Raw genomic sequence first — 22,683 nt, forward strand, 5'->3', positions numbered from 1 at the left:
CCGAAAGCAAAGCATTACAAGCGGTTGAGCAACGCAGTACCCAAGCGAGCAGACGATGAACTCGACCAAACGTGGACTCTTTACAGCGATCGCCCTGGCCTTTTTGACCCTGGGCGGCGCCGCCATCTACACCGCCTGTATTCCCGACGGTGACTCCAAGGCGCAACTGCGCGCCAAGCGCGTCACCACGCGCGACGAGCTCATCGGCGGGCCGGTGGCCCTCGGAGAAATCGGCGACTACATCCTCGAGAACGACCAGATCCGCGTGGTGATCGAGGATGTCGGCTATGCGAGCGGTAGCGGTCTCTTCGGGGGATCGCTCATTGACGCCGACCTCATCCATCAGAACGCCAAGGGTGATATCTTCGGCGGAAACGGCAAAGACACCTTCGGAGAGTTCTTCCCGGCTTATTTCCTCGAGATGCTCGACCCCGAAGAGATCGAGGTCATCAACGATGGCAGCGACGGCAAGGCCGCCATCGTCGAGGTGCGCGGGCGCGGCGGCGAATTCGTCACCATGCTGCGGTTCATCAACCAGGCGATGATCAACAGCTACGACGCCGAACTCGGCAAGGTCATCCAGGGCGTGCCCGCCGACTCTGACGGCGAGCCGCTGGTGACGTTCTCGGTGCGCTACATTTTGGAGCCGGGCGCGCGCCATGTGCGCGTGGAGAGTACGCTCGAGAACGTCTCCGACAGCGAGCTCACCTTCCCCGATCGGGGCATCGTCTCGACGATCCAGTCGTTCATGGGCATCGACCTGAGCGGCTTCAGCGTGCCGCTCGGCGGCGTGCTCGGCTTCGGCAAGCTCAACAGCCTCTTCGTGCCCGAAATCGGCTACGATCTTCGCTGGGGTCTCGAGGACACTTACCGTACCCCGATTGAGTTGCCCGCCTTCCCCGGCAAGATCACCGACTTCATCGGCTCGTCGAACACCAACGGGACGAATTACGGGTTCATCGCCGGCGCCTCCGAGGAGCGCAACTTCGTCAACAACAAGAGCGACATCTACGGGGATACAGGCCCCGTAGATATGCTCCTGCTGTTCTATGCGTCGGGCTTTGGCGGCGTGCTCACCCACGACATGCCCGCCACCCTCGCTCCCAACGAGACCTTCACGTTCACCAACTACCTCATCGTCGGCGAAGGTGACGTGGCGAGCCTGGTCGACGAGGCGCTCGCCATCCGCGAGATCGACACCCAGCGTGTCGCCGGACGCGTCGTCGACGATCTCTCCGGCGAGCCGGTGGGCGAGAACGTGTCGGTGTTGATCTACCGGGCGCGCGAAGACGTCAGCGACCCCGCCACCAACGGCTGCACGGTCGACGGCGAAGGCTTCGAGGCGAAAAAGCCTCTGGTCTACAGCCAGGCGTTCACCAACAAAGAGGGCATGTTCGACTTCCGGCTGCCCACCGGCCACTACTGCTATCGCACCCGCGACAGGGGCCGCCCGCTCAGCGATTACGTGCACTTCGAGGTCGCAAACAAAGAGGTCATCCTGAAGCCGGAAGCCAAGGCGTACGCCACGATTCAAGCGCGCATCGTCGACCAAAATGGCACGCCAGTGCCCGCCAAGATCATGCTCGTGGGCACCCACGAGCATCGCGAAGGCATGCTCAAGCGCCACTTCCTGTTCGATCTGGAGGCCGGTGAACCCTGGCGCACCACGGACATGATTCCGGACACCGAGGATCCGGCCACGCGTAAGTACCTCGAGGCGATCGACTACGCCTCGGCCGATGGCATGGTCACCATGCACGCGCGCCCGAACACCTACGACGTCTACTTCAGCCGCGGCACCGAGTACGAACTGGTCAAGCGCGAGGGCGTCCAGCTCGAGCCGGGCAAGATCAAACGCCTCCAGATCTCGCTCGAGCGCCAGATGAATCCCAAAGGATACCTCAGCGGCGACTTCCACATGCACGCACGCGGCTCCATCGACAGCGGACTCGACTTCAACAGCCGAGTCGTGAGTATCGCGGCCGAAGGCGTCGAAGTTGTAGCCTCGACCGACCACAACCACGTGTCCGACTACCGCCCCTACATCTACCGCAACGAATTGCACCCCTGGCTCAACTCGGTGGTGGGCGTCGAGCTGACGACCTTCGAGTTCGGTCACTTCAACGCCTTCCCCCTCGACTACGAGGTCGGCAGCGTCAACGGCGGCGCGGTGCCCTGGCAGCGGCTTCCGCCCCAGAAGATCTTCGACGAGCTTCGCTCCCACGGCGCGGTCTCCGAGGAAGACACCATCATCCAGATCAACCACCCGCGCGATTCGATCCTGGGCTACTTCGGCCAGTACAACGTCGACCCGTTCACCACCGAAGTCACCCTGCCCTTCCAAGAGGCCTCCGGTCAGGACAAGCTCATCGCCACCCTGTCGACCTCGTCGGGCAACGCCTACATGCGCGACTGCCGCAAAGAGGACGTCGACTGTCGCGGCGACAAGGACTTCGAGAGCACCTTCAGCTGGGATTTCGACGCCATCGAGATCTTCAACGGAAAGCACCTCGAGCAGCTTCGCCACTACCGCATCCCCTACGGCGCCGGTGAGTGGCCCGAAGAGGTCTCCAGCAAGATCATCGAGACGGTGTGCACCGACGAATTCGCCGACGAGCTCGAGACCTACTGCGACGACAACGGCATTGACACCGACGCGTGCGAGCATCCGCTCGACGGCCACAGCATCGACGACTGGTGCTCGTTCGACCTCGACGAGCTACACGCACGCTACGGCAAGGGCGACGTGATGTGCGACGGCGACGAGGTCGCCTTCGCCGGCGCGCTCGACGACTGGTACAACCTGCTCAACTACCCGCGCTCGTTCGTGCGCGGCGACGACATGAACCCGGGCGAGCCGGTCTACAAGCGCTACACCGCCACCGGCAACTCCGACAGTCACACCGACGGCAAGCCCGAGTTCCGCCAGCCGGGCAGCCCGCGCAACTACTTCTACGTCGGCCACGACGACCCGGCCCAGATGCAGCCCGCCGAGCTGGCGCGCGCGCTCAAAGAACGCCGCAACATCGTGACCAACGGCCCGTTCGCCGCCATGAAGATCGCCGACGCTGGAGTCGGCGAAGAGATCAAAGTCGACGCCGGCACCGTCTCGATTGAGGTGACCGTGCGCGCGGTCGACTGGGTCGGCGCCGATCGCTTCCGCATCGTCGCCAATGGCGAACCGACCGAGATCGACGACGACGAGACACCCACCGAGTACGAGTTCGAGCTCGACGAAAACGGCGAGTTCACCACCACGGTGTCGGTCGACATCGAAAAGGACACCTGGTTTGTCCTCGAGGTCGAAGGCGACAACAGCATGTTCCCGGTCTACACCCCGCAGGAGATCCCTCAGGTCAACTTCGAGGCGGCGATCGGCAGCCTGGCCGGCTCGTTCGGCTTCGGCGGTTCGGTCGAGGGCCTGTCGCCCACCGAGGTCTTCCCGCTGACCCCGTTCGCCTTCACCAACCCCATCTGGGTGGTCTACGACCAGGGCGCGGACACCGACGGCGAGTTCACTCCTCCGGCACCGCCGCACCGCAGTTGCTCGCAGAACCAGTTCCAGCCGGGCGCGCTGTTGAGCGCCGACGACTTCAATAAGAAGAAGCTGCGCCTCGACGCGGTGCAGATGCCGTTCGAGGTCAAGCCGCACAAGCACACGCCGTTCGAGCGCGCCCCTGGTGCCCAGCGTGACGTGCGCATCCTCTTCGAGAACTGGCACACGCACTGAGCCGGCACACGCACTGAGCCGGCACACGTACTGAGCCGGCACACGCACTCAGCAGGACCCCGAGCGCTATGCTTCGTTTTCCGACCTCCGATTCGACTCCCGCCACCGCCAGGCGAGCCCTCGCCCTGGCGGTGGTCGCAGCGCTGGGGCTTGTCCTGAGCACGGCCCACGCCCACGATCTGCCCCAGGAGCGCACCGCTCTGGTGCAAGTCTCCAAAGACCGCGTGGAGGTCATGATCGTCTATCTCGAGCCGCCCGGAGCCACCGTCGATCTGCTCATGAAGCGCTTCGACCTCAACGGCGACGGCGCCCTGACCGGCCCGGAGGCGCGCCTGGCCGGCGGTGAGTGGATGCCCCGGGTGCTACGCGGCCTGCAATTCGAGGTCGCTGGCGAGAAACCGCGAGCTCGTGAACCCGAGATCAAGTTTCGCGTCGAGAAGAAGGGCTCGTTGTCGGCCGCGGTGTACGCGCGCTGGGACCTCGAGCCGCTCGACGCCGGGGAATCACGCACGGTCCACGTGCGAATGCTCCGACAGCCCGAGGTGGTCCCGACCGAGGTCACTTTCCAGAGCGCGTCGATGACGACCATCACCGACATCGCGCTGCCGCCTCGCTTCGGTGGCGCGCCTACCCGCCCCCTGCTGGCTTCCGGCGAGCAAGCTTCTGTCAGCGTGCTCGCCGTGCAAGCCCCGCCGTCGCCCGCGAAAGACGAGTGAGCGTTGCTTTTTTTGGCGATCCTCATTGACGAGGCGGCGGGCTTCCTTAGCTTCAAAAACAGAACGAATCACAGACAAATTGGTATGTGGGAAGCAGTCGGCCACCCCGGAGCCCTCGGGGGCTGAATACTGTTGTATGTGTCGTACGGCGCCACTGTGAGGCGATGGCCGCGACGTACTTCCCAGCGATTCGATGTTTGCTAATTCAGGGGAAGGCTGCGCCGTCCGTGGGGACGGACACCGGCGCCTAGCCTGATTTCAACACGCTCTTACACTCGAAGAGAGCAAGGGGAGGAACCAATGGTCAGGATGTCTCGGATACCGAGATGGTCGATGTTTGTATGTGTGTCAGCACTGCTGATGCTGGCGGGTTGCGCCGAAGACGCCGCGTTCAACAACGACGGCACCGGGCGCGCCAGCGACGGCCCGGACGCACCGTCACTCGAAGATGCCTCGTTCGACACGGGCTTAGCCCAAAGTGACACCAAAGAGGACACCGGGGGCTCGACGCCAATCTTCGAGGCCGAAGTCCCGGAGTTGGAGGGCGGAGGGACGCTCCCTGACGACGGTGACGGTGACGGAATCCTCGACCCCAACGACAACTGCCCGACGATCGCCAACCCGGATCAGACGGACACCGACGGCGACGGTCAGGGTGACGCGTGCGACGCGGACGACGATAACGACCGGGTCGACGACGTCGACGACAACTGCCCGCTGAATCCGAACCCGGCCCAGATCGACACCAACGGTGACGGCATCGGCGATGCCTGCGATCCGGACAACGATGGGGACGGGGTCAACAACAGCGGCGACAATTGCCCGAGCGTTGCCAATCCCGACCAGACGGATACCGATGGCGATGGCATCGGCGATGCGTGTGACGCGGACGACGACGGCGATGGAGTCAACGACAACACCGACAACTGCCAGACGAGCAGCAACGCCGACCAGACCGACACCGACAGCGACGGCCAAGGCGACGCGTGCGACTCCGACGACGACAACGACGGCGTCGACGACGGCGCCGACAACTGCCCGCTCGTCGACAACCCGCTACAGACCGACACCGACGGCGACGGCATCGGTGATGCCTGCGACAACGACGACGACGGTGACGGTGTCGACGACGGCGTCGACAACTGCGCCTATGTCGCCAACCCCGACCAGATCGACCTCGATGGCGACGGCATCGGCGACGTATGCGACTCCGACGTCGACCGCGACCACGACGGCGTCGACGACCCCAACGACAACTGTCCGGACGTGGCCAACCCGTCTCAGGATGACCGAGACGGCGACGGCATCGGTGATGTGTGCGATACCGACAACGACAACGACGGGATCGACGACGGCGCCGACAACTGCCCGACGACGGCCAACGGCTCGCAGGCCGACAACGACATGGACGGCACCGGCGACGCCTGCGACTCCGACGATGACAACGATGGCGTCGACGACGGCTCGGACAATTGTCCCATGGTCGACAACCCGCTGCAGATCGACACCGACGGCGACGGCATCGGTGACGCCTGCGACTCCGACGACGACGGTGACGGCGTCGATGACGGTTCCGACAACTGCCCGCTGGTCGCCAACCCCGGCCAAGCCGACTCCGACGGCGACGGCATCGGTGACGCCTGCGACAACGACAACGACGGCGACGGCACCGACGACTCGGTCGACAACTGCCCGGGCGTTAGCAACCCGTCGCAGAGCGACTTCGACGGCGACGGCATCGGCGACGCCTGTGACAACTGCTACGTCACGCCCAGCCAAGACCAGACCGACTCCGACGGCGACGGCGTGGGCGACATCTGCGACGGCGCTGACGCCGACGGCGACGGCTGGACCGACGCGATCGACAACTGTCCGACGGTGCCCAACAAGCACCAAGATGATTGGGACGGAGACGGTGTGGGCGACGCGTGCGACAACTGCCCGTCGGTGGCCAATGCCGGTCAGACCGACTCCGACGGAGACCTCATCGGCGACGCCTGCGAAGACCTGACGCTCTGCCAGGAGTTCTACGATGCCCGCGTCGACTTGTGGGACCAGTACCGCTGCCACGACTGGGGCGGCACCTCCACGTGTTGTGACGGTATCGACAACGACGGTGACGGGTTTGTCGACTTCGGGCCCGGCGAGTGCCAGAGCGAGTGCACCGACGGCATCGACAACGACGGCGACGAGTTGTTCGACGAGAACGACCCCGGCTGCGCCAGCCCCTGCGACATCTCGGAGAGCGACGACGTCACCGGCAGCCACCCGACATGTCTGCCCGGCGACAACGCCTGCGCCGACAGCAACGACAGTTGCGCTCGAGAGTGCTTGTTTGACGGCTCCTCGGGCACGGGCAACGACTACCGGTGCGACCCGATCCCCGGCTGTGACTGCTGGGGCTGCTGTGGCGGACGCCACCTGTTGACCAACGAGACGTGCACCGTCGACTACGGGTGCTACGACAACGGCACCGATGCCTGCTCGGGCTACGGCACCAACTGCAGCCAGACGACCTGTGCGCAAGCCGACGAGCAGTGCGACGGCATCGACAACAACTGCGACGGCCAGATCGACGAGGGCTGTGTGCCCGGCTGCATCGCCCGCGACGAAGTCTGCGACGGCTTCGACAACGACTGCGACGGCGTCGTCGACGACAACTGCTCGAATATGTGTGTGCCGTAACCAAGCTTGCGGCCGCGTCCGAAACTCTTGGCAGTATGCGGCCCCCACGTACTGAGTGGATCTGAACCAACAGCTGGAGGTGAGCGCGGCAGCGGGGGCTGTCGCGCTCACCCAGGCGGTTCCAGCACCAACTACTTTCGACGATTTTGGGGGAAAGAATGAAACGCGATAGCTATCGCGGTACCTGGATGATTGTTTGTCTCTTCACGCTCGTCACTGCGCTGGCCGCTTGCAGCGACAATGTCGAGGGCAGCGACCAAGGCGACCGCACCACCGGCCCTGACGTGGGCACCGACGTGGAGCTCGACACCGACCTGGTCGAAACCGACACGGGGGAGCCATTCGACTTCGGCGCGACCGAACCGAATGTCGATTGGAACGCGCGGCTCCCCGAACCCGCCGAGGATAGCGACGGCGACGGCGTCGCCGACGACGTCGACAACTGCCCGACGATCGCCAACGCGCCCCAGAAGGACCACGACGGCGACGGCGACGGCAACGCCTGCGATCCCGACGATGACAACGACGGGATCAACGACGCCTACGACAACTGCCCTTATAACGCCAACCCCGCTCAAATCGACACCGACGGCGACGGCCACGGCGACGCCTGCGACCCGGACAACGATGGCGACGGCCTCGCCGATGGCTCCGACAACTGCCCCAACGTGAGCAATCCCGACCAGGCCGACGCCGACAACGATGGCGTGGGTGACGCTTGCGATGCCGGTACGGATACCGACGGCGACGGCGTCAACGACGAGGACGACAACTGTCCGCACGTCGACAACCCGAGCCAAGACGACCTCGACGGCGACGGGATCGGCGACGCCTGCGACAACTGCGACTACCTTTCGAGCCCGAATCAGACAGACTCCGACGGCGACGGCGTGGGCGATATCTGTGACGGCACCGACTCCGACGGCGACGGCTGGGCCGACGGCTTCGACAACTGCCCCACGGTGCCCAACCTGCACCAGGAGGACTGGGACGGCGACGGACTCGGAGACGCCTGCGACAACTGCCCGTCGATCGCCAACCCCGCCCAGGCGGACGCCAACGGCGACGGCACCGGCGACGCCTGCGAGGGCCTGCCGCTCTGCGAGGACTTCCAGGACAATCGCCTCGACCTTTGGGGCCAATATCGCTGCCACGACTGGGGCGGCACCTCCACGTGCTGTGACGGCATCGACAACGACGGCGACGGCTACGTCGACTTCGGCGCCAACGAGTGTGGCACCGAGTGCACCGATGGTATCGACAACGACGGCGACGGCGTCTTCGACCAGAACGACCCCGGCTGCGCCAGCCCCTGCGACATCAGCGAGACCGCCGGAATCTCCGGCAGCCACCCCACGTGCATCGCCGGCGACAACGCCTGCGCCGACAGCAACGACAGCTGTGCTCGAGAGTGCTTGTTCGACGGCAGCTCCGGCCCGGGCAACGACGCGCGCTGTGATCCGTTCCCTGGTTGTGACTGCTGGGGCTGCTGCGGCGGCACGCACCTGCTGACCGGCGAGTCGTGCACGGTCGACTACGAATGCTACGACAACGGCTCGAGTGAGTGTGACGGGTTGGGTATCGACTGCAGTCAGACGCTCTGCGCGCAGGCCGACGAGCAGTGCGACGGCGTCGACAACAACTGCGACGGCCAGATCGACGAGAACTGCTCGGCCGGCTGCATCGCCCGCGACGAAGTCTGCGACGGCTTCGACAACGACTGTGACGGCCAAGTCGACGAAGAATGCGCACAAGTCTGCTCGCCGTGACTTTTTCTGCAGCCGAGGCGCAAACGGTCGCAAGGCCGCGCCTCGGCTGCATCAGCGATGACTTCCGGTCTTCTGGTTGAGCACTTTTTTGACAGTTTCTTCGACCTTTTTTTCTTTTAGCTGTTGACCTACTTCCCCATCTGCCTACTTTCCAACTAAGCAAGGGGACAATCCTTAATGATTCTAAGAATTTGCGCCACGGCGCTCGAGGCCGATTTCACCTCGTAACACGACGAGCAAATCGCGCCGACATGCCGCAGTATGTGGCGACAACAAGTGGACACGCGCTAGCGCCTGGGGGCGTTCCAGCCCGCCGAATTGGAGCTGGGACGGACTAGCGGCGAGGCTACCGGCATACTACCGGTAGCCTCGTTGTCCTTCTTGGCGGTAAAATTGGTGCGCGGGCATCTTGCCCTCTTAGTCAATCCGAACTGTTTTTTAGATCCATTTCCTGTTGAGCCCGTTTGTGTTTGTATCGAACACAATGTCCACTGACGGAATGATACGATGAAGCTGCTTCGATTCGTGGCACGGGTCACCAAGGGAATCTACGACATTCTGGCGACCTACCTACTCGCCTGGGTTCTCTTCTTCGCGCTGACCGCCTTCGGCTTCCACTTCGGCCTGGAGGCCGCCGCTCGAGCGTTGGGCTTCGACTCGCCGGACGTCTGGTGGCGGAAACTCGCCGGGCCGCTGGGCGAGACCGGCGTAGTCTGGTTCCGGCTGCTCGCCTTCGGCAGCTTGCACGCGGCCATCGTCTACTTTCTTCGTGGTCCGCTGGGCGTCATCCAAGAGAAGCTCGAAGCCGGCTTCGACCGCGTCGCCGACCTCTTCAAGTACATCACGCGCGAGCGCGGAAAGCTCCGCGTCGTCGGCCACATCGTCTTCACCCTCGTGGTGACGCTGCTTCTCGTCCCCTTCGTCCTCCAGCCCACGCTTGTGCCGCAATACACCACCGGCCAGGCGTGGCTCGAGCGCGGCGCCAACCTCGCCGACGGCACGGCGAGCCGGTTTGTAGCCGACTCGGTGGTCGGTCTGTACCGCAAGCTCTACGCCGATCCGGTCGAAGCCGAAGGCGGTGTATCGAGCGCCGAGGTCGACGCAGCTCAAGCCGCACACGACGCTCGCCCTCCCCTGCCCGATGATCCCGATGGTACCGACGGACCGACGACGCCCCCCATCCCCACCGGCGACCAGCCGCTGATGGACCGCTGGGACGACCAGATTCGAGGGGCAGCCGGTGGCGACCCGGTCAAATTCGCGCAAATCAAAGCGTTCATGTGGGTCGAGTCCGCCGGGCGCCAATTCGCCGTGAGCCACACCGGATGCAGCGGGCTCATGCAATTTTGCGCCGGCACCGCCCGCAGCCGCCCATATCGCAAGGTCTTCGGCGTCGGCCGCGTCTACACCTGCAACTGCGACGGCCCCTGCCGCATCGACCGCCAGACTCGCCGCGACATCGAAACCGGCATCGCCAATCCGGGCGAACTCGCCGACAAGTTCCCGTGTGACCTCACCGACGCCCGCTTCGACGCCGCCCGAAGCATCCGCGCCGGCGCCCTCTACATCGACCGGCTCTCGAAGCGCTTCGGCGGCAATCTCTACCTGATGTATATCGGCTACAACTCCGGCCCCGCCGTCGCAGGCGAGGTCTACAAACGCCTCGGCCGCAGCAACACCGCAAGCCTCGACGAAATCGAACTCCACCTCGCCGACGCTATGCGCCCCCACTACGGCGCAGGCTCCGAGCGCCGCGCCCGCTCGCTGCTGCGCACGCACCTTCCGAAGATCAAGCGCGCCTACGATCGCTACTACGAACCAACGACGCTTGCCGCAAAATAGGAGGCAGACCTTCCAGGTCTGGACCAGCGCTCGAAGCGCTGCCTCCAAATGCTCCCCTTGCCATTAAGTGAGCGTTTACTAACTTCACCTCAGGTGTTATATCCACCCACGTACGAATTGATCACATCTGATGCGAAGCCGAGGGAGACCTACCTATGGGCAAGGACAAGAAGAACGAAACGATGCGCAAGCTCGTCGAGGAGCTGCAGGAAAAGCGTGAGGACGCCCACCAGATGGGCGGCGAGCGGCGGGTGAACCGCCAGCACGAAAAGGGCAAAATGGACGCCCGCCAGCGCATCGACTACCTGTTCGACGAGGACACCTTTACCGAGTTCGGCCTGCACGCCTTCTTCCACTCCAACGGCAAGCCGATCTCGCAAGACGAGGTACGCTCGCCCGCCGACGGAGTCATCACCGGCTGGGGCGAGATCAACGGACGCGTCGCCGTGTGCGCCGCGTACGACTTCACCGTACTCGGCGGCTCGATTGGCGACGTCAACGAGGCCAAGGTCACCCGCTGCCGCGAGTTCGCGCTGAAGAACCGCGTGCCGATGATCTGGCTGATCGACTCGGCCGGCGCTCGCGTGCACGGCGGAAGCGGCATCGACTTCGATCAGATCACGCTCTTTAGCGGCTCGGGCTACCTGTTCCGCGAGCAGGTCACGATGTCGGGCGTGGTGCCCCAGATTGCCGCGATGGTCGGCCCCGGCGCTGCCGGCACCGCCTACGTGCCCGGCCTGGCCGACTTCGTGCCGATGGTCAAAGACACCAGCTTCATGGCGCTCGGCGGCCCTCCCCTGGTCAAGGCGGCCGTCGGCGAGGACATCGACGAGCAAGAACTCGGCGGCGCAAAGGTGCACAACAAGGAATCGGGCGTGGCCGACCAGATGTACAAGTCGGACGAGGAGTGTCTCGACGCCATCAAAAAGTACCTGAGCTACTTCCCGCAAAACTGCGAGGAGAAGCCGAAGGCCATCGAGTTCTCGGGCGACCCCGAGCGTGAAGAAGGCGGCGAGCTACGCGAAAAGCTCCTCGACGTGCTCCCCGAGAGCCGTCGTCGCGCCTACGACATGCGCACGCTGCTGAGCTACGTCGTCGACGACGGCGAGCTCTTCGAGATGAAGCCAAAGTTCGCCCGCCAGCTCGTCACAGCCTTTGCCCACATCGGCGGCCAGCAGGTCGGCGTCATCGCCAACAACCCAAAGTACATGGGCGGCGCGCTCGACAACGACTCGGCCGACAAGGCCGCGCGCTTCGTCAACCTGTGCGACTCGTTCAATATCCCGCTCGTCTTCTTCCAGGACGTGCCCGGCTTCATGGTCGGAAGCCGCGTCGAAAAGGCCGGCATCATCCGCCACGGCGCCAAGATGCTCTACGAGGTGTCGAAGGCGACCGTGCCCAAGATCACCGTCATCGTGCGCAAGGCCTACGGCGCCGGCTACTACGTCATGTGCGGCAAGGCCTACGAGCCCGACCTTCTGGTCGCCTGGCCCACCGCCGAGATCAGCGTCATGGGCCCCCAGGGCATGGTCGAGATCTTCGCGCGCGGCATGATGAACAAGATGGGCGGCGAAGTCGACGAAGAGGCCTTCGCCCAGCAGAAGAAGCAGATGGTCCAGATGATCGAGCCGCATATCGACATCTACAAGGTCGCCGGCCGCGGCATCATCGACGAGGTCATCGACCCGCGCGAGACCCGCGACTACATCCTGCGCGGCTTGAAGCTGTCGCGTAACAAGCACGTCGAGCGACCGTGGCGTAAGTCGGGCGTGCGCCCTGTGTAAACCAGGGGTAACTTAGGGCGACTAAGTCACTCGCTTTGCTCGCTAGTTACTAAGGGTAACTTAGGGCGACTAAGTCACTCGCTTTGCTCGCTAGTTACTAAGGGTAACTTAGGCAGCCACGCTCAACCCGGCTGCCTTAGTCCCCCTTAGTCCCCTTTAGCCCCCCTCAATCCCCCCACCCAATCCAACCCTTGCGCCAAAAGAACGCCACCAACGCCACCCCGATCGCGAACATCAACACCAGCACGAACGGATACCCGTACGCCCACTCGAGCTCGGGCATATTCCACTTGCTCGCCTGGGGATTGAAATTCATGCCGTAGATCCCGGCGATGAAGGTCAGCGGGATGAAGATCGTGGCGATGATCGTCAGGACCTTGGTGATCTCGTTTTGGCGGTGGCTCGAGATCGACAGGTGGAAGTCGAGAATCTGCACGCCCAGCGCGTGGTAGCTCTCGGAGAGTTCCGCGACGTGGGCGGCGTGGTCGTAGCAGTCGCCCAAGAACGGAATGACTTCCTCGGAGAAGACCGTCTCGGGGTGGCGCCGAAGCGTCTGGAGGATCTCGCGGTGGGGGGCGACGGCGCGGCGCAGGACCAGAAGCTGGCTGTTCATCGCGTGGATGCGCGTGATCAACTGGCGAGACGACGGCTCGAGCACTTCGGCTTCGAGTTCGTGGTAGGTCTCGGCGACCGCCTCGAGCACGGGCAGACCCGCATCGATGACCCGGTCGATGATCGCATAAGCCAGGTAATCGGCCCCACTCGTTCGAATCTGCCTTCGCCCCGACAGGATGCGGCTTCGAATCGGCTCGAAGTAGTCGGTGGGTCGGTCGGCGAGCTGGAAGGTGACGACGAAATTCGGCCCCACAAAGAGGTTCACCGGCTCGAGCTCGATGCGCTCTTCACGCCAATGAGCCATGCGCAAGATCAGATGCATGCGCTCGTCGAAGAACTCGAGCTTGGGCCGGTGCGCCGGGTTCTGGACGTCTTCGAGGGCGAGCTTGGGGATCTGGAACACCTCGCCGACGTGCTCGAGCAGACGTGAGTCACCGGTCCCCTCGACGTCGAGCCAAACGACGTCCCATTTTTCGAGGTATTGGGGAAGCTCGTCGAGCGTCTCGAGCTTCTGTTCGACATGATCGTCGGCGTTGTAGGCGAGCAGCCGAACGTCTGGCGGAGGGGCCTCGGGAAGGTCGGCCAAGAGGCCCGGAGGTGCCCCGGGCCGCGAGCGCATCAGGCGCGGCACGCGCATGTGCGACAGGAGTTGCGCCAGAATCTCCGACGGTTTCTCGGCCATCTACTCGATCCCGAGCCGGTCGAGCACCGCCTGCAAGACCTCGTAATCCTCGTAGAAGATCTCGACCTTCCCTTTGCCGTGCTTGTCGCGGAGCTTGACCTTCGTGCCCAGCGCGTGCTGCAGCTGGTTGGTGATCTGGCGGGTCTGCGCGTCGTCCCGGTAGGTCGGCTTCTTCTTGGGCTTCGCCTGCGCCTCGCCCTGCTCTTTCATCGACTTGGCGAGCTGCTCGGCCTCGCGCACCGACAAGCCCTTCTTGACGATGCGGGTAGCCAACCGAAGCGCGATGTCGGACGGAAGGCCCACCAGCGCGCGGGCGTGGCCGGCCGAAAGATCGCCGCTGGCGACCATGTCGCAGACCTTCTGCGGCAACGTGAGCAGACGCACCGAGTTGGCGACCGACGAGCGCGACTTGCCGACCTGCTGGGCGAGCTCCTCTTGGGTGAAGTCGAACTCCTCGAGCAAGCGCGCGTACGCGGCGGCCTCTTCCATCGGGTTGAGGTCCTCGCGCTGGACGTTCTCGACGAGCGCGATGGCATACGCCTCGGCGTCGGTCACGTCTTTGACCACCGCCGGCACCTGCTCCTCGCCGGCCATCTGCGCCGCCCGCCAGCGGCGCTCGCCGGCGATCAACTCGTAGCCGTCGTCGACTTGTCGGACGACCAGGGGCTGGATAACCCCGCTCTCCTCGATGCTCTCGGACAACTGGCGAAGCGCCGCCTCGTCGAAATCACGCCGCGGCTGTGACTCGGCCGGCTGGATATCCTCGACGGCCAGATACTGGTACTCGCGCGGATTGCCCCCCTGCTGCTGGCGCGGGATGAGCGCGCCGAGGCCTCGTCCGAGGGCACGGCGTCGTTGGCGGCTCGGTGTATTGTCGTTCGAATCAGTCATGAGTTGGTGAGTTTAGGCGCGAGCGGACACACCGCTCGACGGCCGGAAGTGGTTGCGATTCAGAAACTCTTGGGCCAAACGCCGGTAGGTCTTCGCCCCGCGCGAGCTGTCGTCGTACGAGATGATCGGCTCGCCGTACGACGGCGCCTCGCTCAAGCGTACGTTCCGCGGGATCTTGGTCTTGAAGACCAGATCCCCAAAGTGACGGTTGACCTCGTCGGCGACCTGCTCGCTCAGGTTGGTGCGCCCGTCATACATCGTCAGGAGCACGCCCTCCCAGGTGAGCGTCGGGTTCAAAAAATCTTGGACGAGCTGGACGGTCTCGCTGAGCATGCCCACGCCCTCGAGCGCGTAATACTCGGCCTGGATGGGCACGAGCACCGTGTTGGCCGCGGCGAGCGAGTTGATCGTCAACAGCCCCAGGCTCGGCGGGCAATCGACGATGATGAAGTCGTACTCGAGCTCGGCCGCACGAATCTCATCGCGCAAGCGGTACTCGCGCGTGTTGTGCGACACCAACTCGATCTCGGCGCCGGCCAAGTCGGTGGTGCTGGGCACCAGGTCCAGATTCTCCATGCTCGTCGGCATCGTGAGCTCCTCGAGGGCGACGTCGCCCATCAAAAGCTCGTAGGTCGACATCTCGAGCTGCGCACGGTCCACGCCCAACCCGCTGGTCGCGTTGCCCTGCGAATCCATGTCGATCAGCAGCACCCGGCAACCCTCGTCCGCCAGACACGCCGCCAAATTCACCGATGTCGTCGTCTTGCCCACGCCCCCTTTCTGGTTGGCAATTGCTACAACCTTGTTCACGTCTATGTCCCCATGCACTTCAAAAAAACCGCCATTTGCGCGATCACTATCGCGTCTGAGTGCCCAAACTTCAACACCGATTTCGGCACGCGAAACCAGCGGGAATTCCGCCGCACTCAACAATGTTTCGATAACGACTTGACAGCCGCTAGAACACGGGCTAAACAACGCGTCCCTCGTGGGAGACACCTCCCACCCAAGGGCACAAATCGGAGCGTGGCGCAGCATGGTAGCGCACTTGCATGGGGTGCAAGGGGTCCCCGGTTCAAATCCGGGCGCTCCGACTCGAAGAAACCCGCTAATCTTCAATAGGTTAGCGGGTTTTCTCGTTTCTTGCCCCTCCTCCGACTCCGGCCCAAACAACGATCTGACAAGTTATCTGCCAAGTTTCACTTGCAACCCTGGATCGACGGATAATAACCTAGAGTTCACGACTACGATTGATACGAATACGAGGGCCCGCCATGGGGAAAGCGATTGAACCCTGCATCTATCCCGTCAAAGCCACCAAGCGCTACCCTGCGGGCTTCCGCGTGCGGAAGGTCGTTGTAGATCAATGGGGAGAGCAACGGCAGATCACCGAGATCATTCGCCCGATCGACGAATCGAGCGAAGCGAAGGCTGAAGCGCTCGAGCAGGCGCGCGCCCTGGTTAAGACGCTCGAGCGCGACAAGAGAACCGGCCGAATCTTTCGACGCTTCGACGATCCTGTGAAGCGAGATCTCCCCAACGTCGGCTACGGAATCAACTGGAGCGAGTACACCCCCGAAGAGGCACTCGCGCTCAACCGCGAGCTCAAGGAAGAAGCGCTCGAGTATCAGAAGGACGCTGGCTCCGCCACAATGCGTGAGTTCGCCGAGGAGACGTTTCTGCCTTGGTACGAGGCCAACACCTCCAAGTCGAACTTCCAGAAGAAGCGCGCGGCTTGGAAGGCTGTTCTCGCGTATGACAAGGCCACCGCCGCCGGTCTCGGCCACCGCAAGTTATCGAGCCTCCGTCCGTCGGAGATCGACGATTTCGTGTCGTGGCTGGCCGGCCGCCAGAAGAAGGACGGCTCGTCGTACTACTCCAAGTCATCAATCAAAGGCTACTTCGCCGTGGTGCGATCACTGGTCAAGCAGTGGGCCGCCGACGAAGGCAAGGCCAACCCAGCTGATCCCGCGAAGCTCAAGACAGACCCTGCCAAGATCAAGGGCCGAAACAAAACCGAGAAGGTCGCTGGCGAGGGGCAACTCGCAAAGCTCGAGAAAGGCATCGAACTCGCGATCAGCAAGTCCCAGAAGCGCTATCTCTACTGCCGCGTCATCCTTCGGTATCTGCACCGGGTTCTGACGGGGACCGGGATGCGCGTGTCCGAGGCCCTTTTCCTCCGAACCGAGCATGTGGATTGGGACGGCGGCACCATCACGATTGAAGGCGCGGCTGTCGATGGGGTCCCCGGCCCAACCAAGACAGGCAAGAAATTAGGCGACCCCGCCAAGGGGGTGCGAGTCATTCCGATGTCTGAGGCCGTGGCCAGCACGCTTCGCGAGTGGCTCGACCTACGAGAGCAGTACGACTACCCCAGCGCAGACGAGTGCCCCACTATCTTTTGCACGATCGACGGCGGCTACTATACTGACGACCAGGTGCGTGACTACTACAAGCGCGCTCGCAAGATGTTCAACAAGCACACCGGCGGCGACCGACTTGAGAAGGCCATCACGCCCCATGACCTGCGTCACACGTTCAACGACCGCCTGAGAAAAGCTGGCGTGCCATCTGAGGTAAGGGAGGCCATCCTTGGCCACGCCGATGGCGAGACTAACCGCGGATATACAAATCCCAAGGCGCTCGAAGGCCGTGATGCCATTGAAGCCGTCACGAGTTAAGGGCCAGGACGAAGAGAAATGGAAACCTGCGCTTTCTGTCAGAAACGGCGATCTCTTGAGGAGAGCCACATCATCCCGAAAGCGGTCGGCCGCGCAGCCAAGAGGCGACTACTGGAGGAGCACCCGACATTTGTGACAACCTCGGGTGAACGAAATGTTCAGGACATCGACAAGCTCGACTTGCTGTGCCGGGAATGTGAGCGGCTACATGCAGAGCTCGGCGATGATCCGTTTCTACGATATTTGTTCCATCCATTTTTTGGGCAACCAGTTGGCCTATCGGCGCAAGAGAACAGCGAAAGGCTCGCCTTCATCAAGTACGGGGAGTGGCTGCGTCGTTTTGCCGCGTCGGTTTCTTGGCGAGTGATCGCCGCTGCGTCCAAGAGAGGGGAGCTCAGTGATGAATTCGGCCCTGCCGATCTGCGCCGAATCGGACGTGCGAAGCAAGTCTGGAAGCAGTACCTCAACGGCAGGCGAGATGATGTCGGCCCGTTCCATCACTACGCCCTCCCGCTGCATGTCGTCTTTGAATGGGAGCTGCTGGACGTTCAGCCTTCGAGCTACCTCAACCGGTTCTTGGGATTGAGCTTTCACACAGCGGTGAAGAGAGTCGCCGGCACTCTGTGCACCTATGTAAAGATGCCCCGCTTTATCTTCATCGGCAAAATTCATCCCACTTCCGCCACAGCGATTGACGTCTGCCCGCGAATACATGCAGACGGTACGCTGCGACTCGACGGGTGGCACACTCTACCCGAGGCATTGCTTCGCTACCTGAATGAGCAAGCAGAATGGCATAGTCAGGCCCACGATAATCCGCCTGAGTACTTCCGCGAGAAGAGCAAAGCTAACGCGCAAAGAGTTCTAAGAAAACGCACCCGCGATGAGATCTTCGACTCGGACGAAATTCGCCTGTTCGCCATGGATGAAGAGCTTCAACGGAACTGGACCAAAGCAAGTCCCCTTGGTTTGCAATCGGCTTCTGGGTCAGACCAGTAGTTCGACGCGACAACGAACCGAGTGCTTACCGGCCAACGCGCCGGCGAGAGCCTTGAGCGCCTCAATGACTCGTCCGCCCTTCCCCACCAGTTTCGGAGCGTCATCCGGGTGACATGTGATCTCGATGAGGTGAGTGTCCGATGTCGATACGAGCGCGACGTCGATGGCGTCGGGCTTCGAGACGAGACTCCGCACCCATAGCTCGATCGAGGCGCGAATCGTCTCAGCGGCAAGCTGGTCGGGCCGCAGCGCCTCTTTGTTTGTGCGATCATGCCTGTTGAAGAGAGCGAAGAGCACCTCGTCGAATTCTCGGCTGGCTTGAAGCCGGAGTTGGTCAAAGCGGTCCTGCCGGTCAACGTGGCGGTCCAGTTTGTCGAGGTGGCGTTCGATTCGTTCGTCGGTCGTCGTCATCGTCGTGTCCTGGTCGTTATCGTGGTTGCAATCGGTTGCAGTTGCAATAAGGGAAGGGGCGCCCGCCGAGGTTGGAGACCGATTCGGCCTCCCGGGCGCCCCCTTCACTTCTATCTGGTGAAGATCGGGGGGCGCGAATCCGGGCTCATTCTCCCCCCCACGTCTTGCCACGCAACGCCCGACTCATGGTCGAGCTGTCCACGCCGGCCGCGCGTGCGAGTTGGTTTACCGAGTAGCCCCTCGCGCGCCGGAGGCAGCGCATCGTGCTTACGACGCTCTGTGTGAGCTTGCCGCGCCTGCGATTCCTGTAGGCATCCCGCAAGTTGTCACCACGAGTACCGTACTCAAGGTTCTCGAGTCGGTTGTCGGCGGGGTTGTCGTTCGCGTGCAGAACGATTTGATCGTCTGGCCGCGGCCCTACGAATGCTTCCATGACGATTTCGTGCACTCTCGCGCGCGCTTTTCGGCCATCATGGCGAAGGGTTACCTGCGGATAGCCGTGCCCGTCGGTCCCCGTTCCGACCCATTGACTGCGGTGGGTCGACCACAAGCGGCCCTCCGAAGTGATGTAGTAGATCCCCTCGAATCCAGGCACGTGACGCACCTGTTCGCCCGGCTGGAGCTTGGCGGCGAGAGTCTTAGGGAGAGTGCTTCTGGAAAGATCATTCATCGTCGTACTCCTCGTTGAAGAGCGCCTGCAGTTCGTTATCGTCGAGCCCGTACTGGCGGCGCAGATACCAGCGCAGCTCGTTGTCTTCGTCGTTCTTCCGCTCGTTGTCGTTATCGAAGGCCTCTCGCACCATCACCGAAACTCGTCGCCGCGTGCGCTGCCCGTGCCTGTAGAGCTCGACGGTGCGGTGGCCGTGCTCTGTCCAGACCGCCTTCCGCTGCCACTCACCACTCTTGATCGACCAGACCGCGCCGTCGGTGCAGATGGCATAGTCTCCGCCGTGCACGAGTCGGCACTCCGCCGATGTCGGTGGGAAATCCTTCACTAGCGCCCCCCTTCGTCTAGGTGATGCGAGTCCATCATGCCGCGGCGCGCGAGCACCCAAGCGAGCACGTCCCGGCACTCAATGATCCAGTCGGACATTGTGCTCGTGCTGACACCCTCGTCTTCGGCAAGGTGGGTCTGAGGCACACCTTGGAGATCATGCTGGCCCCAGCGCCAAAGACGGTGCTCGTCGACGTGCTCGGCGGCGTCGAGAAGAACGGCGCGTACCGTAGCGAGGTGGTCCACCACTACGGGCTCGTAGGCCCCGACCGGCGGCATCGAAGTGTCAACGCGCGTCCCGAGCCGTTCGAGCTCTAGAAAAGCGGCCGTAGGCGAGGATACGCCGGGCACCTGCCATCGATCGGCCGCGTAACGGGCGAAAGCCGCGAATTCTTCGACCGACTGGAAGCGCGGCCGACGGCGGTAGATAGCCCGCTCGACCCGCCTCATGTCCACATGGGCATGATCGACTGCGGAGGTGTCGTCTTGGTATCTCACGACTCCACCTCATCGTTGTCGAGGAGGGATAGGTCGAGGCCACATCCCTTGAGCAGGTGGCGACGATCCGCGCGGAAGTTGCCCGTGCGATCGTACTGAAGCGGGCGGCGGGCAGCCCGGTTGTCCTCGAGCTTTCGCTCAAGCCGCTTGGGCATGCGCACGGCGCCTTTGCGGACAAGCTCGTCCCACTCCGCGTAGAGTTCGCGACGCTCACCCTCGAGTTCGAGCAAGCGCCGGTCTTCGGCAGATATTCTCGGTCGTTGGTCGTTTTCAGACATGGTCATCTCCTATTTCCTTTTCGTCAGCTTCGACGATCCGGGAGGAGCGACCACGGTTGGGCGGGGCCGGAATCCTTACGCGCCGTTCTGGGGCCTCGGTCCCAGAGTGGAATCGGCGCGCTGGATCAATGTTCTACAGCTATTCTGACATGGTTAGATCTCGAATCAAGGCCTTTTTCGAGAATCAATTCCAGTCGATTTCGTCGGGCGTCGCATCCGGGTGCTCGCCCCGGTTGACCGCCCGGCGGCGGCGTCTTTCGCGCCGGCTCGGCGGCGTTATCCGGCCGGTCTCGGCCCACCTAGATACCAGGGTGGCTCGCCATACAAGAAGATTTGCGTCTACACTTTTGTCAGCCCCCAAAAATCCAGTGGTGTAGTGGTGCTCGAGCACCGCCGTGAGCATGCTTACGGCGGCGTCGACGCCGCCGAGCAGCTCGATCGCTTCCGCTATCTCTTCGCGATACTTTGGCTTCGGTGGGCCCTGCATCTGGAAGACGCCGGTGGCCGGCCATTCGGCGCGCAGCCTCGAGTCGAGCTCGGCGGCCGGGTCCGCCGCGGGGGCGGGGGTTTGGGGGTGGGGGCCAAGACTCGCCTTCGACGCGATCTCGCTACGCTCGATCTCATCTTCGGCTTGGACCCTATGGTCGGGGGGGAGGGGGTCGTCAGAGGGCGAGTCGCCAGCGTGCGAGGCGTGAGGCGAAGCCGAGCGGCGACGCCGCTGGTGGGTGGGTGGTGAATCCTCATGGGGACCCTCATAAAGGCCATCATCGAGATCCTCATGTAGGAGACCGACAGATTCTGCCACCACCCCGTCAGATTTTGCCACCATACCGACAGATTCTGCCACCACCCCGTCAGATTTTGCCACCAGCATTTTGACGCTTGTCAGATCGGCAATCTCGAGCTCGTCGAGGCGTATTGACCAGCAGCCGGAAGCTGGCTTCACGAGGATGCCGGTATCGACCAGATCAGCGAGTGATCCGTCGATAGAGGGCCTCGACCACGGCAGCTTTCGAGCAAGCGCCCTCCGGCTGTCCCACGTCACGAGCCAGCCGGAGACCCGGTCCTGGTCCCTACGCTGGCATATGCCCCAGAAGATTTCTTGGAGGATGACGGCCTTTCGCAGTCCTTTGGACCCGCCGCCCATGGCATCGACAAGGGACGGGAGGATGGGGATGGAGGGAGCGTCGAGGACGAGGGGGGCGCGCGGCTGAACGCCGCCGACGAGCTCGTCGAGCGCCTCGTAGTCCACTCTGTACCACACCGTACGGTCGCGCGACCGGCGGTTGTATTCGCCGACGACCAGCACGCCGGCCTCGCGGAGCGACCGCGCCAGACGCTCGTTCGTCCGCTCTGACCAAAGCCCGATGTCGTCGGCCCACTGGGCGTGGGTCCGATAGGTCCACCAGGAGCCATCCTGCTGGGCATGGCTGGTCCGGGCCAGCCGATTTTTGCGCGCGTAGTAGTGCACTTGCTGGAGGAAAATGGCCTCTTTGCGGCCCAAGGCGTCGGCCAGCTTGGGGATGAGCATGCCGCAGGGGGCTTCGTCGACGATCCGTGCCTTACGAGTCATGGCGCCCCCCTTCGATGACTTCGAGGTCGACGCCGGCTCGGTGCTCCGACCGACGCTTGAGGGCACGCGGCCCCGTCTCCTCGGCGAGGATGCGATCGAGGCGACGAGCCTCTTGCTCGCGCCGCTCGATGAGGACGCTCGACAGGGATGATGCCCTCTGCAGTGCGTCTTGCGCGGACAGGTGCGGCCAGAAGGCGACGCGCCAGTCGCCGTCGTCATCCTTGAAGACCCGGAAGCCGGCCGCTTCCATGGTGAGCTTTTGACTGCTCCAGGCCGACCAAAAAAGCGTGTTGGGGGGCGCGTAGTACACCTCGCGCGGACCCTGCTTGGTGTCCACGCCTTGGGGCGCGCCGAAGTCGAGATTGAACAGGTAGCCGGTACGGCTACTCGATGGGTGGTCAGACATAGCGAATCCTCAATCAACGATAACGAGTTGACTGAGAATCTGCCGTCTGGGATGATGTGGGCGAGCGAGGGGCGTCTCGCTCAAATCACCGAGAAGGCGAATTCTCGGTATTTTTCGCCCGGCCAGCCT

At 63.2% G+C, this 22,683-nt stretch carries 18 protein-coding genes and 1 tRNA gene; 10 read left to right on the forward strand and 9 right to left on the reverse strand.

The window, feature by feature from the left end; translation table 11 throughout:
* Positions 1 to 55 precede the first annotated feature (55 nt).
* From FIV42_RS00500 to FIV42_RS00525, 6 genes are all read left to right on the forward strand, one after another.
* Positions 56 to 3,730 carry a CehA/McbA family metallohydrolase domain-containing protein gene (locus FIV42_RS00500; RefSeq protein ID WP_141195765.1) on the forward strand — a complete coding sequence of 1,225 codons (3,675 nt, stop codon included), beginning with the start codon at positions 56 to 58 and terminating at the stop codon, positions 3,728 to 3,730.
* Between the two features lie 68 nt (positions 3,731 to 3,798).
* Positions 3,799 to 4,446, forward strand: a complete 648-nt coding sequence (locus tag FIV42_RS00505; RefSeq protein ID WP_141195766.1) for a hypothetical protein — start codon at positions 3,799 to 3,801, stop codon at positions 4,444 to 4,446.
* A gap of 333 nt (positions 4,447 to 4,779) precedes the next feature.
* The gene (locus FIV42_RS31350) at positions 4,780 to 7,131 is read left to right on the forward strand and encodes a thrombospondin type 3 repeat-containing protein (protein WP_222615349.1); all 2,352 of its coding nucleotides are present in this window, start codon (positions 4,780 to 4,782) and stop codon (positions 7,129 to 7,131) included.
* Positions 7,132 to 7,289: 158 nt separating this feature from the next.
* A complete protein-coding gene (locus FIV42_RS00515; protein WP_141195768.1) occupies positions 7,290 to 8,900 on the forward strand; it encodes a thrombospondin type 3 repeat-containing protein in 1,611 nt (536 codons plus the stop codon).
* Positions 8,901 to 9,407: 507 nt separating this feature from the next.
* Positions 9,408 to 10,742: a lytic transglycosylase domain-containing protein gene (locus FIV42_RS00520; RefSeq protein ID WP_141195769.1), complete on the forward strand. Its 1,335-nt coding sequence runs from the start codon at positions 9,408 to 9,410 to the stop codon at positions 10,740 to 10,742.
* 155 nt (positions 10,743 to 10,897) lie between these two features.
* Positions 10,898 to 12,526: an acyl-CoA carboxylase subunit beta gene (locus tag FIV42_RS00525; RefSeq protein WP_222615350.1), complete on the forward strand. Its 1,629-nt coding sequence runs from the start codon at positions 10,898 to 10,900 to the stop codon at positions 12,524 to 12,526.
* Between the two features lie 166 nt (positions 12,527 to 12,692).
* Here FIV42_RS00525 and corA read toward each other — a convergent pair whose 3' ends face one another.
* The 3 genes from corA to FIV42_RS00540 are packed head-to-tail and all read right to left on the reverse strand — an operon-like array spanning position 12,693 to position 15,524.
* Positions 12,693 to 13,823 carry a magnesium/cobalt transporter CorA gene (gene corA / locus FIV42_RS00530; RefSeq protein ID WP_141195770.1) on the reverse strand — a complete coding sequence of 377 codons (1,131 nt, stop codon included), beginning with the start codon at positions 13,821 to 13,823 and terminating at the stop codon, positions 12,693 to 12,695.
* Positions 13,824 to 14,714 (reverse strand): ParB/RepB/Spo0J family partition protein, encoded by an 891-nt coding sequence (locus FIV42_RS00535; RefSeq protein WP_141195771.1) that lies wholly within the window; start codon positions 14,712 to 14,714, stop codon positions 13,824 to 13,826. It lies immediately after the preceding gene.
* Between the two features lie 12 nt (positions 14,715 to 14,726).
* The gene (locus tag FIV42_RS00540) at positions 14,727 to 15,524 is read right to left on the reverse strand and encodes a ParA family protein (RefSeq protein WP_141195772.1); all 798 of its coding nucleotides are present in this window, start codon (positions 15,522 to 15,524) and stop codon (positions 14,727 to 14,729) included.
* A 210-nt stretch (positions 15,525 to 15,734) separates the two neighbouring features.
* On the opposite strand from FIV42_RS00540, the gene FIV42_RS00545 reads away from it, so the two are divergent.
* The 3 genes from FIV42_RS00545 (at position 15,735) to FIV42_RS00555 (ending at position 18,394) form a co-directional block, all read left to right on the forward strand.
* Positions 15,735 to 15,808 (forward strand) — tRNA-Pro (locus tag FIV42_RS00545).
* A 180-nt stretch (positions 15,809 to 15,988) separates the two neighbouring features.
* A complete protein-coding gene (locus FIV42_RS00550) occupies positions 15,989 to 17,395 on the forward strand; it encodes a tyrosine-type recombinase/integrase (protein WP_141195773.1) in 1,407 nt (468 codons plus the stop codon).
* A gap of 18 nt (positions 17,396 to 17,413) precedes the next feature.
* Complete coding sequence (locus tag FIV42_RS00555) at positions 17,414 to 18,394, forward strand: hypothetical protein (protein WP_141195774.1); 981 nt, start codon at positions 17,414 to 17,416, stop codon at positions 18,392 to 18,394.
* Here FIV42_RS00555 and FIV42_RS00560 read toward each other — a convergent pair.
* The 3 genes from FIV42_RS00560 to FIV42_RS00570 form a co-directional block, all read right to left on the reverse strand.
* Positions 18,383 to 18,805 (reverse strand): KH domain-containing protein, encoded by a 423-nt coding sequence (locus FIV42_RS00560; protein ID WP_141195775.1) that lies wholly within the window; start codon positions 18,803 to 18,805, stop codon positions 18,383 to 18,385. The genes FIV42_RS00555 and FIV42_RS00560 overlap by 12 nt on opposite strands.
* A gap of 145 nt (positions 18,806 to 18,950) precedes the next feature.
* Positions 18,951 to 19,475, reverse strand: a complete 525-nt coding sequence (locus tag FIV42_RS00565) for an HNH endonuclease (protein ID WP_141195776.1) — start codon at positions 19,473 to 19,475, stop codon at positions 18,951 to 18,953.
* Entirely contained in the window at positions 19,468 to 19,761 is a 294-nt protein-coding gene (locus FIV42_RS00570; RefSeq protein ID WP_141195777.1) for a hypothetical protein, read from the reverse strand. Before FIV42_RS00570 ends, FIV42_RS00565 begins: the two co-directional genes overlap by 8 nt.
* Before the next feature lie 197 nt (positions 19,762 to 19,958).
* On the opposite strand from FIV42_RS00570, the gene FIV42_RS29905 reads away from it, so the two are divergent.
* Positions 19,959 to 20,117 carry a hypothetical protein gene (locus FIV42_RS29905; protein ID WP_168210299.1) on the forward strand — a complete coding sequence of 53 codons (159 nt, stop codon included), beginning with the start codon at positions 19,959 to 19,961 and terminating at the stop codon, positions 20,115 to 20,117.
* Between the two features lie 176 nt (positions 20,118 to 20,293).
* Here the strand turns inward: FIV42_RS29905 and FIV42_RS00575 are convergent, their stop codons facing one another.
* The 3 genes from FIV42_RS00575 to FIV42_RS00585 form a co-directional block, all read right to left on the reverse strand.
* Positions 20,294 to 20,575, reverse strand: coding sequence for a hypothetical protein (locus FIV42_RS00575; RefSeq protein WP_141195778.1), 282 nt, complete (start codon positions 20,573 to 20,575; stop codon positions 20,294 to 20,296).
* Between the two features lie 184 nt (positions 20,576 to 20,759).
* Positions 20,760 to 22,148: a hypothetical protein gene (locus tag FIV42_RS00580; protein WP_141195779.1), complete on the reverse strand. Its 1,389-nt coding sequence runs from the start codon at positions 22,146 to 22,148 to the stop codon at positions 20,760 to 20,762.
* Complete coding sequence (locus tag FIV42_RS00585; RefSeq protein ID WP_141195780.1) at positions 22,138 to 22,554, reverse strand: SPFH domain-containing protein; 417 nt, start codon at positions 22,552 to 22,554, stop codon at positions 22,138 to 22,140. Before FIV42_RS00585 ends, FIV42_RS00580 begins: the two co-directional genes overlap by 11 nt.
* Positions 22,555 to 22,683: the final 129 nt, after the last annotated feature.

The sequence above is a fragment of the Persicimonas caeni genome, assembly GCF_006517175.1.
In the GTDB taxonomy this organism is placed as follows: domain Bacteria; phylum Myxococcota_A; class Bradymonadia; order Bradymonadales; family Bradymonadaceae; genus Persicimonas; species Persicimonas caeni.